This window comes from Glycomyces lechevalierae (assembly GCF_027622945.1).
Lineage (GTDB): Bacteria > Actinomycetota > Actinomycetes > Mycobacteriales > Micromonosporaceae > Glycomyces > Glycomyces rutgersensis.
In genome coordinates this window covers 110,712-123,140 of sequence record NZ_JAPZVQ010000007.1, presented here as the reverse complement: position 1 = coordinate 123,140, position 12,429 = coordinate 110,712, and the positions used below count along the sequence as shown (strand labels likewise).

Below are 12,429 nucleotides of genomic sequence, written 5' to 3'. Positions count from 1 at the left end.
GATCTGCGAACTGCGGTGCGGGGTCAGTTGACCGCTTCGACGAGCCAGATCGCGGCGGGGAAGCGCAGGACGCCGTCCACCAGGTGGCGCCGCAGTTCCGCTCGGACGTCGTCGAGCAGGGACGCCCAGCCGTCCTCGCCCAGGCGCGGCAGCAGCTGCTCCCGGGCCAGGCGGCCCACCCCGCCGCCGCTGATCGTCGCCATCCGCTCCTCGACGCCGTCGGTGCCGTTGAACCCGTAGTCGCAGGTGAAGTCGAACGGCTCGACCCTGATCCGTCCCCACCCGGCGCCCTCCAGCAGCGAGCGGACCCGGTCGCGGTCGGCGAACGCGGCGGGCCCGGGCTCGCCGGGGGCGGGCGCCTCGGGCTGCGGGTCGAGCCGGTCGGCCAGGACCGCGGAGCCGAGGCTGAACATCGGGTTCTCGTCGAGGTCGCGCCAGCACGCGAACGCCAGCCGCGCGCCCGGCGCGGCGGCGCGGCGCAGGTTCGCGAACGCGGCCTCCGGGTCCTCGAAGAACATGACGCCGAACCGCGAGACGACCCGGTCGAACGGCGCCCCCGGCACCGCGGTCCGCAGGTCGGTCGTCTGCGCGTCCGCCACGATCACCGTGGCCTCGGGCACGCGCCTGCGTGCGGCGGCTGCCATCGCCTCGGCGATGTCGACGCCCACGACGTCGGCCCCGGCCGCCGCCCCCGCCGCCAGCAGCGTCCCGGTCCCGCAGCCGACGTCGAGCACCCGCTGCCCGGCCGCGATCGCCGCCGCCTCCAGGATCGCCGCGGTCACCGGCGCGAACACGGCGTCGAACGTCGCCTGGTTCTCCACCCACGCCTGCGCGCCCTCGGCCCAGTTCTGCCGCATCGTTTCGTTCGCCACAGCGCCACCCTACGACTTCCGCGGGCCGACGGGTCGCAGTCGGGACTCGTGGCGTCCCCGCGACCTTCGTGTCGTCCGCATGGGGCCCGCCGCGCTGAAGGCCGCGCCGTGCCCGCCGCGCGGCGGACGACCCGTCATCTACATGCGAGGGTCGAGGTGATGCCACAGTGCGTCGCCGAGTTCGGCGAGGATGAACTGGCGGCAGATCTCGGCGGCGCCCTCGAAGTTGCGGAACCCGCGGTCGCGGGCCGCCGCGGTGAGGGTTTCGGGGTCGGCGCCGTCCAGTCCCCAGAGGCCGCGCAGGAACGTCCGGACCGATTCGGTCTCGAGGCCGTCGATGGTGACGCCGTGCGCGGCGGCCCGGTCGTTGACGGCGAAGGCGTGGGCGATCGCTGCGGTGATGGCGCTGTCGGGTGCCGCCTGCGGCCAGTCCGATCCGGGGGTGACCGGTCCTGCTGCGGTGCTGCGCACCAGGATCCGGGCCAGGGCCTCGGCCGGTTCGAGGTCGTCCTCGTCGGCGGTGAGCCAGTGGCGGCGCTGCTCGGGCGTCAGGTCCGCGAGGCGCAGTCCCGATGCGGCGGCGGCGTCGAGGGCTGCGTCGAGAACCTCCTGCGGGGACCGGTCGTCGGGTCCGGTGGCGCCGCCGATCCAGGAGAGGACGAGACGGCGCCGGCGCCGCGGGTGCTCAGGGTCGAAGATCTGCCGGTACTGGGCGTGGGCCGTGCGGGTGATGTGACGTCCCTTGTAGATGATGCCTCGATGGCGCGCGGTCCAGTCCCGCAGGTACTCGGTCCGCCATGCCCGCTTCGTCCAGGGACCCGGTGCGGCCGTGGTGATGCCGTCCTCGGCGAGGAGGCGCAGCGCGGTCAGGGCGTCGCGGTGCTTGGCGCCGCGCAGGTCGGGGCGGGCGTCGAGCCAGGCGCGGAATGCGTCGATGCCCGGGGCCCGGAGTGCGGCGAAGCGCTGCGGGCTGCGTTCGGTGTAGTGGACGCCGCGGAGGGCCGCGGCGAGGGCGGCGTGCTCGCCCCGGTCGACGGCACCGTCGCGGCACGCGTCGTCAAGGTGCGCTTCGAGGTCGACCATCGCCAGTGAGAGCTGCTCGATCCGTCCCCCTTGCGTATGGGTGACCGCCACGTCGGCGTCGGCGTCGGTCTCGCCCGAGCGGTACCGCCGGTAGACCTCGCCGATGCCGATCATGCCGAACGCGTCGAGCTCCGCGGCGCGGAGCGCCCCCATGCTGGAGCAGCCGGCGACCGCGGTCCGGGCGGCGATCAAAGCAAGGATCTCCTTGTGGCGCACGGCGGCCGACTGGTGGAACACGCCGTCGACGATGAGGACGATATCGCCCGGTCCGGTGTCGAGGCGCAAGGCGTCGCCGTGGCGGATCGGCGGGTGGACGATCGCGTCAGGGACGACGGCGCGGACCTCGTCGCCGCTGAGCGTCGGTCCGCAGAAGACGTGCTGGGTCATCGGCTACTCCGGGCGGGGAAGTGCGTGTCGGGCGAGGAACGCCAGGCCCGGGGCGAGGGTCTTGACGACCGCGAAGTCTCCGGCCGCGCTCGGGGCGGTGAGGTCGACGCGCATCGGCGGGGTGCCGGTGGCGGCGGTGACCAGAGCCGTGAGCCGCTGGAGCTCCTCTTCGTCTGTGCTGCTTGGGACGTGGCCCTGAGACGTCCACGGCGCGGTCCGCTCGGCCGGGCGCGGCGGATGCGCGGTGCGGTCGCGGTACACGCGCGGGTCGATGTCGTCGCGCGTGCCGGTGATGAAGGTGAGTCGCGACTGGACGGCCTCGGTCAGTGCCCGGGAGAGCGCGATGGCGGGGTCGATGTGGGCCCCGGCGCCCCCGATCAGCGCCCCCATGTCGGGCATCCACAGCTCGGCCGTGAAGCACGAGACCGGCCGCCACCGGTCGGCGCTCGCATCGGTGATCTCGAGCCAGGCGCCCGCGGCGCGGATGCGCGCGATGAGGTCGGCGCAGTGCGGGTCGGTGACCGAGGCCGGATCGATGACGGTCCGCTCGCGGACCGGGACCTCGGCGATGGCGCTCGTGCAGTCGCGCTCGATCTGCTCGTAGAGGGCGTGGACCGTGGCTTCGGCCAACGTGTTCCCCGAGGCGAGACCGTTCGACGAGGCCATGAGGTGGTGCCCGCGCCAGTCGGCGGCGGTCGTGCCGAGCTGCACCGCCGCACGGGGGACCAGGGTGCGGCCGCCGGTGAGGACCTCGGCCTCGAGCCAATCGAGGCGGGTGCGGTCGGTGAGCAGGCTCCCGGGGACCTGCTCGAGGTCGGCGACCCGGTACGGCAGGTCGAGTTCGGCCGCGCCGACGCCCTCGAGCACGGCGGCGGGGACGGCCTCCTCGGCGTGCCACAACTCGATCGCCTCCATCGCGGCCGAGACCTTCGCCAGGGTGAGCGTGGCGCCCTTCCCCTGCGAGACCGACAGCGTGGTGGCGAGGGGCCGCACCGACATCACGACCGGGATGCCGATGACATCCAGGCCGGTGACGTCGGCGAGGCGGGTGATGCCGTAGTCCCCGAGCCGCACCGCGACGCGTTCCAGAGTCTCCTCCGGATCACGGGTCCGACGGGTCCCGGGATAGGTCGTCAACTGCGACACGGGGCGTCCGGCTCAGCAGTCGGCGGCGGTCTCGGCAGTGGCGTCGTGCGCGTCGAACGCGTACGCCGTCACTTCGTTGAACGTGCCGTCGGGCAGGACCGTCGCGTGGTTCGCCGCGCTGGCCGCGAACGGGGCCCGCTCCTCTCCGGAGTCGAGCAGGCGGGCGACGAACGCGGCGTCGATGAGCGCGGTGGCGTTCGAGTTCATGGTGGGTCCTCCAAGTCGTTTGCGGTCGGTGACGGTGCGCCGAGCCACCTTGCGGCCGAAGGCATGCGAGGTGTGCACGACGATGCGCCGCAGAGCATTGTCGCAGCCGGGGGTGGCGGAAAGATGGAGCGAAGATGGAGCAGGTGCACTGCCGGCACCCCGGAGCACCGTGGGGCCCTTCGGGGCGACGGGCGGTCGGGCCTCCTGGAGGCGGTTCCATCTCGGCACCACGTTCGCTCCACATCGGGCGTGAATGATCATCTCGTTCAACGCAACGCCCACAAGGAGAACGAATGATGCAGTTCCGCCGCGCGCTCGTCGGGGCGCTCGTCGCCCTGACGGCGACCATCGGCGTGGTCGCCTTCGCCGCACCGGCCTCGGCCGCCGCGCCCTCGATCTGCGGTGCCGCCGGCTACACCAACGGGCGCAACACGATCGTGCACAACGACCTCAACGGCAGCGGGGCATACGTGTACGCCGACGTCTGCTGGAAGCCCACCGGCGACGGCTACTACAGCACCGCGGTGTTCTGGACGGTCTCCGACACCGAGGCCGACGGCTCGGGGGCGACGATCCGCATGGAGTGGACCGGCACCGACGGCAGGACCCACTACGACGTCCCGCCCTCGAGCCAGCGCGCCTGGCACTACCTCGACGCCGTCGAGGGCGACTGGGGCAAGGGCGGCATCAAGAACCTCTACGTCCGCGCCTGCCTCACCAATGCCGACAGCGAAGCGCACCACTGCGGCGCCAAGGGCTAAAGCCCGCGACCTGCATCGTCTGCACAAAGGAGATCTCGACATGAAGTTCCGCCGCGCCCTCATCGGCGCCCTCGTCACCCTGCTGGCGGTCATCGGCGCCACCGCCGTCGCCTCGCCCGCCTCCGCCGCTCCGAGCCTGTGCAACGCGGCGGGCTACCCGAGCGGCCGCGAGGTGCACATCGACAACGCGAACAACGGCGGAGGCGCGTTCGTCAGCGCCGTCCTGTGCTGGAAGTCCAGGGGGAACGGGTACTACGACACGTTCGTCTCCTGGACGGTCACGGACAACAAGGCCAACGACGCCGGCGCCACGATCCGCATGGAGTGGACCGGCACCGACGGGGACACCCACTACGACGTCCCGCCCGCGAGCCAGCGCGCCTGGAGCGCCTGGGACACCGCCGACGGCGAGTGGACCAGGAGCAACATCAAGAACCTGTACGTGCGCGCCTGTCTGACGAACACGAACAGCGAAGCCCACCACTGCGGGACGAAGTACTAGTCGTCTTGCGGCGCAAGTAGATCGGACCCGGGCCGCCGTCGATGCAGACGGCGGCCCGGGGTGTGCGTCCGTTCAGGAGCAGTGGACGTCGGCGGGGCGGACTCCGCGCATGGTTCCCCACACGCGGGGAGAAGAGACGGTGCGAAGGTGGATCCGGGTCAGCCGGCGTCCCTGAGGAGGGCGCGGACCCTGGACGCGTCGTGGCCGAGTTCGTCGAGGAGGTCCGCGGCCCGCTTGAAGGCGTCGCGGGCGGCGGCGGTCTCGCCCCGGGCGCGCTGGACGTCGCCGAGTCGGGTCAGCGTCGCGGCCTCACCCGCGCGGGCGTCGAGTTCGCGGTAGAGCGCGACGGCCTGTTCGTAGCGTTCGACCGCGCGGCCGTGCTCGCCGAGGCGGTGGTGCGCGAGGCCGAGGCTGTCGAGGGTGGCGGCCTGCCCCGCGCGGTGGCCGATCTCATCCATGATGGACAGTGCGGCAGCGCCGCTGCCCAAGGCCGCCTGGTGGTCTCCGGCCTGTGACTGGACCCAGGCGATCGAATTGAGCGCGCCGGCCTCGCCCGCCCGGTGGCCGGTCGCGCGGTAGTGGTCGATGGCGCGCCGGTTGTGCTCGATCGACTCGGCGTGCCGGCCTTGGACGCTCGCGAGGGCGCCGTAGACCTGGTGCGTGTGGGCCCGGTCGTTGCCGAGGTCGTCAGCGAGGGCCAGCGCCTCATCGAGATGCGTTCGCGCCGTATCGAACTCCTTGAGGTGGACGTGCGCTTGGGCGAGCTGGCGCAGCGCGCGGGTCTGCGCGGCGCGGTCGCCGAGCCGCCGGGTCGCGTCGAGGGCGGTCCGCCAGACCGCGGCCTGGTCGTGGCGGCGGCCCCGGCGGTGCAGGTAGTCGTGGAGGCACCAGGCGAGCTGCCAGCATTGGACGTCGAGGCGCTGCGCGGCCGCGAGCTCGACGGCTGCGAGCAGGGCCGGGTGCTCGGCGGTGAACCAGGCCATCGCGGCGTCGGCGTCGGGGAGGTCCGCGACGGGAATGCCGGGCACGGGGGGCTCGACCGCGATCGGGTCGCGGAGGGGATTGACGAGTCGGGCTGCGGCGTAAGCGGTCTGGAGGTAGTGGTCCAGGACGCGGCGGGCGGCGTCGGGGCGCTCGTCCGCGGCGAGTTCGGCGGCGTAGACGCGGACGAGGTCGTGGAAGGCGTACTGGCGCGGTGCGGCCTCGGCGAGGAGGTTGAGCCGGGTCAGCGCCGTGAGGAGGCGTTCGGCCTGGGGGAGCGGGATCGCGGCGGCGGCCGCGGCCGAGACGGGCGTGAACGCGGGTCCGGGGTGGGCGCTGAGAAGGCGGAACAGGCGGGCGGTCGGTCCGTCGAGGGCCCGGTAGGAGCCGTGGAGGACGGTGCGGAGGTCCACGGCGGGGTCGGGGTCGGCGAGGGCGTCGAGCCGGTGGGCGTCCTCGCGGAGGGCGGCGGCGAGTTCGGCGAGGGGGAAGCGGGGGTTGAGCGCGGCGCGGGCGGCGGTGACGGCCAGCGCGAGGGGAAGGCCCGCGCAGGCGTCGATGATGTGTTGCACGGCTTCGGGTTCGGCCTCGGTGCGGTCGGCGCGGAGGCGGTCCCTCAGGAACGCGCGGGCGTCGTCGGCGCTGAGTTCGGCGAGCGGGAGGGCCCGGGCGCCGTCGACGACGAGCCCCGACAGGCGGTCGCGGCTGGTGACGAGGACCCGGCAGGTCGCGGAGCCGGGGAGGAGGGGGCGGACCTGGGCGGCGTCGCGGGCGTTGTCGAGGACGAGGAGGACGCGCTTGCCCGCGAGGCGGCTGCGGTAGAGGGCGGCTTGGGCGTCGAGGCCGATGGGGATCGATTCGGATGCGGTGCCGAGGGATTCGAGGAGGCCGCGGATGGCCTCGCCCGGGTCGACCGGCGCCGCGGCGGGGTCGAAGCCGCGCAGGTCGCAGTAGAGCTGGCCGTCCGGGAAGTGGTCGGCGGCCCGGTGCGCCCAGGCGAAGGCGAGCGTGGACTTGCCGATGCCGCCGGTCCCGGAGAGGGCCGCGACTGCGGGCCCGCCGTCGGCGAGCAGGGTGTCGAGTTCGGCGAGTTCGCTTGTCCTGCCGGTGAAGTGCGTCGTGGCGGCGGGCAGTTGCCGCGGGACCGTCCACCGCTCGCGGACCTCGGCCGCGCCGGGCTCGGAGGACCGGCCCGCGAGGATCTGCCGGTGCAACTCCTCGACCTGCGCGGAGGGCCGGATGCCCAGCTCATCGTCGAGGACGCGGTGGAGGCGCCGGTAGGCCTCGAGCGCTTCTCCTTGGCGCCCTGCGCGGTAGAGGGCGAGCATGAGCGTGTGCCAGAGGCTCTCGCGCAGCGGCTGCCCGGCGATCTCGGCCTCCAGTTCGGACACTTCGCCGATGCCTTGGCCCGCTTCGAGTTCGGCGCGCACGCACTGCTCGAACGCCTCGAGTCGCAGGTCGTCGAGCGCCTGGGCGCGGGCGCGGACGGCAGGGACGTCGACGCCCTCGAACGCCGGGCCGCGCCACATCCGCAGGCCCTCGCGCAGCGCGGCCGCGCCGCCCGCGTGGTCGCCCGCGGCGACGGCGGCGCGCCCGACTGCGACGAGGGCTTCGAACCGGGCCGCGTCGACCGCGTCGGGAGGGATCTCGAGCAGGTACCCGCCGCCTTTGCTGCGCAGCGTGATCCGTTCGTCGGCTCGGAGCCGCTGCCGGAGCCGGTAGGCGTAGGTGCGGAGGGTGGAGACGGCCGTCGCGGGCGGGGCGTCCCCCCACATCTGGTCGACGAGCCAGTCCCGGTTCACCACCGTGTTCGGCTTCAGCAGCAGGAGCGCCAGCAGCGCCTGCGGCTTCGCCGTCCACGACCGGTCGGCGCGCCCGGCCGCGTGGGTCTCGACCGTACCCAGGACCAGGAACACCGCAGCATCCGCGAACACCGCCGAATCCTCTCACCTTCCGCCGAGCCGGCCCCACGAGCGGTGCTCCGGGACCCGTTCGGATACGGTCGAGCCTGAATCTATGTGCGCGCCAACGCGCCTCGCGGCCCGGCTCGAAGCGGGGCGGCATCGGTTCCGCCCCCCGCGCTACGATTGCGCCGTTTCGTGTTCCAGAGAGGATGGACCGATGGCCGCAGAGAGCGATTTCGCCCAGCAGCTCGCCGAAGCGCGTGCGGCACTGGCGAACACGACCGCCGCGCCCGAGCAGGTGCAGGTCGAACCGGTCACCGGGGAGTCCGCGAAGGGCCGCGTCCGCGTGACGCTCGGCGTTGACGGCCGCGTCGACCGGATCGAGGCGGACCCCAAGGCGTTCAAGGAGGGCACCGACTTCATCGCCGAGCACGTGCTCCTGGCGCTGAACGAGGCGCTCGACAAGCGCGCCGCCATGGCCCCCGACGAGCGAGTCCCGGACCTGGCCTCGATCGGCGAGTCGCTCGCCGCCGTGCAGGACACCGGCGTGCGGCGGCTCCAGGCCATGAGCGAGTCGATCACGCAGGTCCTCGCGAAGCTCGACGGCGGCAGGTAGGCAGGGCGTCGGCGTTCTCGCCGCGAACGGCTAAGGTCTCCATGCCCCCTGCCATCGCGATCGAGGGAGTCCCATGCCGAAGGCCGCCGCCGTCCAGCCCAACGAATGGGCGACGACCCACGACGTCTTCACCCCGTTCGACATCGGGGCGCTCAACCGGGTCGTGCTCGACTACGCGCAGGTCGAACTGACGCTCGCGAACCGCTGGTACCGGCGCACGGCGCTGGGCCGGACCCTGGCGGTGGCCGGGTTCAGCTGCACGATCATCTGCCTGATGGTCGCGGTGGGGCTGGGGTTCCTCATGCTCGCCGGCGGCATCGAGGACGAGGCGCTGCCGACGGTGGTGCGGGCGGGCGCCGGGCTCTCGGGCTGCGCGCTCCTCGGGTTCTTCGTGCCGTGGCTGCTGACGCCGTACCGGCAGTGGGACCGGACCCTGAACGGCATCGCGGTGATGATCCTCGCGATCGCGGCGGTCTCGCTCGGGGCGGTGCTCGTCAGGCATTGGGAGTACGCCTCGAAATCGGCACTGGCGGTGCCGTTCATCCTGCTGGCGGCGTTCGCGGTCGGCGTCATGGTCGCGCACGCCCGGCTCCGGTCCACCGAGAAGCCCCCGGTGGTGAGCGTCGAATCGCTGTCGCCGCGGGACGTCGAGATCCTGCGGAAGGTCCGGTGGCGGGCGCTGCGGATCCTGCGGTCCCGGAACGTCGTCGCCTACAAGGACTTCGACGGGTACGACAACGCCTCCCTCGACCCCACCCCGTCCGAGGCGGCGGACGGCAAGGTCTAGTCGCGCCGCATGTGAAGGGGCGCAAAGGAAACTGCTGGATCGCCGGGTACAACCCGGACTTCGTCGACCTGCGGATCCGGGCGGCCGGGTGATCGACCGCCCGGATCCGGCGTCAGCCCTTCAGACCCGAGTGCGCGAGGCTCTCGACGAACTGGCGCTGGGCGAAGATGAAGACCACCAGGACGGGGACGGCGGTCATGGTGGCCGCCGCGAGCTGGGTGTTCCACATTTCGCCGCCGTAGGCGTCCGTGAACCGGGTGAGGGCCTGCGGGAGGGTGAACAGCTCGGGCGAGGTCAGGTAGACCGTCGGCTCGAGGTAGAGGTTCCATGAGGACAGGAAGGTCAGGATCGCGACCGCGGACAGGGCGGGTCTGGCGAGCGGCAGGCAGATGCGCCGCCAGATCCCGAAGCGGCCCAGGCCGTCGATGCGGGCGGCCTCCTCGAGTTCGATCGGGAGGGCGATGAAGAACTGCCGCATGATGAACGTGGCGAGCACGCACGGCGCGGCGAACGCCGTCACGAGGATCAGCGGCCAGTGCGTGTTCACCAGGCCCGCTTGCTTGAACATCTGGAACAGCGGCACGATCGTCACTTCGCCGGGCACGAGCAGCCCGACGAGGACCACCACGAACAGCAGGTTCCGGCCGGGGAAGCGGATGCGGGCGAACGCGTAGCCGGCCAGGCTCGAGACGAGCATCGTCGTCGCGGTGACGACCAGGGCGATGTAGACGCTGTTGAAGTACTGCCTCGCGAAGGGCTGGAACGAGAACGCCTCCGCATAAGCGGCGCCCGTGGGGTTCGCGCTGAAGAACGACGGCGGCGACGCGAAGATCTCGTTCAGCGGCTTGAACGACGAGGTGATCATCCACAGCGTCGGCACTACGAACGGCACGGCCATGACGATGAGCGCGATGTAGAGCGCGGCGCGGCGGGCGCGGGGCCCGAAGCGCGGGGGCCGCGCGGCTGCGTCAGTCCTCATAGAACACCCACTTCCTGCGGAGCTGCCACTGGATCACCGTCAGCACCATCACGAAGGTGAGGAGCATCAGTGCGAGCGTCGAGCCGTATCCGATGTCGTTGAAGCTGAACGCCTGCTGGAACACGTAGTAGACGAGGACCGTGGTCGACAGGCCCGGCCCGCCCTCGGTGAGGACCGCGATCTGCGCGAACGACTGGAGCGCGCCGACGATCGTGATGATCGCCGTCAGCAGCAGCGTCGGCGAGATGAGCGGCAGGGTGATGCGGAAGAAGATCCGCCGGCTCCCCGCCCCGTCGAGGCGCGCGGCCTCGTACAGCTCGCCCGGGACCCCTTGCAGCGCGGCGAGGAACAGCACCATGTTGATGCCGACGCTGCGCACCACCTGCGTGAAGGTCACGGCGATCATCGCCGTGGGCCCGGACTGGAGCCAGTTCGGGCCGTCCGCGCCGAGCGCGGCGAGGACGCCGTTGATGCCGCCGTTGTCCTGGAGGAGGAAGCCCCACACCAGGGTCCAGGCGACCACGGAGACCACGACGGGGGAGAAGAACAGCGTCCGGAACAGCACCGAGCCGCGGAAGCGCCGGTTGAGCATCACCGCGAGGGCCAGGCCGAGCGCCAGGTTGAGGACGACGACGCCGCCGGAGAACACCGCGGTCGCGCCGAGCACCTTCGGCAGCTGTGGGTCGTCAAGGGCCGCTTGGTAGTTCGCGGCTCCCACGAAGGTCGTCGCGCCGGTGAAGACGTTCCATTCGTTGAGGCTGTACCAGATCGCGAGGCCGACAGGGACGATCACGAAGACGAGCACGCCGAGGAGCTGCGGAGCGATGAACAGGTAGCCCGCGGCGGCGTCGGCGCGGGACATCGTCCACACGCGCCGCCGCCGGGCGGCGGGGCCGCGGGAGGCCGGGGCGGCCTCCCGCGGCTTGATCCGGGTGTCCGCCACCGCTATGCCGCCAGCAGCGGGTCGATGGCGTCGCAGACCGAGGCGAGCACGGCGGGCACGTCCGCGTCCGGGGTCCACATCGCGTCCAGCGCGGTCTTCGCCTTCTGGGCGACCTCGGCGGGGTTGGTGTGGTTCGGGAGCGTCACCGCGCCGGGGACCTGGTCGACCACGACGGTCTGGAGCTGCTCGGCCGTGAACTTGGTGTTGTTGGCGGCCAGGCCTTCACCGGTCAGGAGCGACTGGCGCGGCGGCGGGAAGTACTGCGCGAGCTTCGCGGCGTTCTCCGGGTCGGTGAGGTACGCGAGGAAGCCGGTGGCCGCTTCGACGTGGGCGCTGGACTGGAGCACGCCCATGCCGGCCTGGCCGATCACCGAGTAGTCGCCCGCGGGGCCCTGGGGGAGCGGCTGGATGTCGTACGCGAAGGAGCCGTCGAGGTTGCCGGCGCGGGAGACCTGCGCGACGGCGAAGGCCGCGTCCCCGGCGAAGAAGTCGGCGGTCACGCCCGGTCCGGGCATCGACTCGTCGGTGTAGACCGCGTTGTGCAGGAAGGTGAACGCGTCGGTCATCTCGGGGCTCGCGAACCCGCACTCGGTGCCGTCCTCGTTCCAGGCGGAGGCGCCGAAGGCGGTCCAGACGGTCGCGAGCGTGTTCCACGAGGAGTAGTTGAAGTCGTTGACCACGAAGCCGCCCTTGCCGGTCGCGGCGTGCACGGCCGAGCCGAGCGCGGAGACCTGGTCCCAGGTCAGCGCGGCGGGGTCGAGGGTCTGCCCGGCCTCGGCGAGGAGGTCGGTGTTGACGTAGAGGGCGAAGGGGGAGTTGGAGAACGGGTAGGCGTAGAGCTCGCCGTCCCGGCTGAACTCGCCGGTGACGCTGGGGACGAGGTCCCCGTAGTCCCAGCCTTCGGCGCCTTCGAGGGTCTCGGTGAGCGGCACGAGCGCGCCGGAGTCGATGAGGTCGGCCGAGAGGTCGCCCATCCACGCCAGGTCGGGGGCGTTGCCGCCGGCGATCTGGGTGGTCAGGGTGGTGTTGTACTCCTCGAACGGCAGGCTCTCGAAGGTGATCGACTCGATCTCGGGGTGGTCGGCGATGTAGGCGTCCGCGATGGAGTCGAACAGCGCCAGGTGGTCCTCGTTGGAGGTCCACACCGTCATCCGCAGTGCGACGTTCTCGTCGGAGGCAGTGGTGCCGGCGCAGCCGGCCGCTGCGGCGAGGGTTCCCAGCGCGAGGGCGCTGACCAGCTTCTTTGCTGTCGTGGGCATGA

12 protein-coding genes are annotated in these 12,429 nt (G+C 72.2%); 4 read left to right on the top strand and 8 right to left on the bottom strand.

The window, feature by feature from the left end; all coding sequences use genetic code 11:
- Positions 1 to 23 precede the first annotated feature (23 nt).
- The 4 genes from O2L01_RS13470 to O2L01_RS13455 all read right to left on the bottom strand — a co-directional run bounded on the left by O2L01_RS13470 (position 24) and on the right by O2L01_RS13455 (position 3,695).
- Positions 24 to 872: a class I SAM-dependent methyltransferase gene (locus tag O2L01_RS13470; RefSeq protein WP_270122462.1), complete on the bottom strand. Its 849-nt coding sequence runs from the start codon at positions 870 to 872 to the stop codon at positions 24 to 26.
- Positions 873 to 1,010: 138 nt separating this feature from the next.
- A complete protein-coding gene (locus tag O2L01_RS13465; protein WP_270122461.1) occupies positions 1,011 to 2,342 on the bottom strand; it encodes a TfuA-like protein in 1,332 nt (443 codons plus the stop codon).
- A gap of 3 nt (positions 2,343 to 2,345) precedes the next feature.
- Entirely contained in the window at positions 2,346 to 3,488 is a 1,143-nt protein-coding gene (locus O2L01_RS13460) for a YcaO-like family protein (protein WP_270122460.1), read from the bottom strand.
- Positions 3,489 to 3,500: 12 nt separating this feature from the next.
- Positions 3,501 to 3,695 (bottom strand): hypothetical protein, encoded by a 195-nt coding sequence (locus O2L01_RS13455; protein ID WP_270122459.1) that lies wholly within the window; start codon positions 3,693 to 3,695, stop codon positions 3,501 to 3,503.
- 293 nt (positions 3,696 to 3,988) lie between these two features.
- On the opposite strand from O2L01_RS13455, the gene O2L01_RS13450 reads away from it, so the two are divergent.
- A complete protein-coding gene (locus O2L01_RS13450; RefSeq protein ID WP_270122458.1) occupies positions 3,989 to 4,456 on the top strand; it encodes a hypothetical protein in 468 nt (155 codons plus the stop codon).
- Positions 4,457 to 4,496: 40 nt separating this feature from the next.
- Positions 4,497 to 4,958 (top strand): hypothetical protein, encoded by a 462-nt coding sequence (locus O2L01_RS13445; protein WP_270122457.1) that lies wholly within the window; start codon positions 4,497 to 4,499, stop codon positions 4,956 to 4,958.
- A 158-nt stretch (positions 4,959 to 5,116) separates the two neighbouring features.
- On the opposite strand, the gene O2L01_RS13440 is transcribed toward O2L01_RS13445, so the two are convergent.
- Complete coding sequence (locus tag O2L01_RS13440; protein WP_270122456.1) at positions 5,117 to 7,873, bottom strand: AfsR/SARP family transcriptional regulator; 2,757 nt, start codon at positions 7,871 to 7,873, stop codon at positions 5,117 to 5,119.
- Between the two features lie 187 nt (positions 7,874 to 8,060).
- On the opposite strand from O2L01_RS13440, the gene O2L01_RS13435 reads away from it, so the two are divergent.
- Positions 8,061 to 8,459: a YbaB/EbfC family nucleoid-associated protein gene (locus O2L01_RS13435; RefSeq protein ID WP_270122455.1), complete on the top strand. Its 399-nt coding sequence runs from the start codon at positions 8,061 to 8,063 to the stop codon at positions 8,457 to 8,459.
- A 73-nt stretch (positions 8,460 to 8,532) separates the two neighbouring features.
- Entirely contained in the window at positions 8,533 to 9,246 is a 714-nt protein-coding gene (locus O2L01_RS13430; protein ID WP_270122454.1) for a hypothetical protein, read from the top strand.
- Between the two features lie 112 nt (positions 9,247 to 9,358).
- Here the strand turns inward: O2L01_RS13430 and O2L01_RS13425 are convergent, their stop codons facing one another.
- The 3 genes from O2L01_RS13425 to O2L01_RS13415 are packed head-to-tail and all read right to left on the bottom strand — an operon-like array spanning position 9,359 to position 12,427.
- Positions 9,359 to 10,225, bottom strand: coding sequence for a carbohydrate ABC transporter permease (locus O2L01_RS13425; protein ID WP_270122453.1), 867 nt, complete (start codon positions 10,223 to 10,225; stop codon positions 9,359 to 9,361).
- On the bottom strand, positions 10,215 to 11,174 hold the full coding sequence (locus O2L01_RS13420) for a carbohydrate ABC transporter permease (RefSeq protein WP_374727692.1): 960 nt from the start codon (positions 11,172 to 11,174) through the stop codon (positions 10,215 to 10,217). The genes O2L01_RS13425 and O2L01_RS13420 overlap by 11 nt, the downstream gene beginning before the upstream one ends.
- On the bottom strand, positions 11,171 to 12,427 hold the full coding sequence (locus tag O2L01_RS13415; protein WP_270122451.1) for an ABC transporter substrate-binding protein: 1,257 nt from the start codon (positions 12,425 to 12,427) through the stop codon (positions 11,171 to 11,173). The genes O2L01_RS13420 and O2L01_RS13415 overlap by 4 nt, the downstream gene beginning before the upstream one ends.
- Between the last annotated feature and the right edge of the window lie 2 nt (positions 12,428 to 12,429).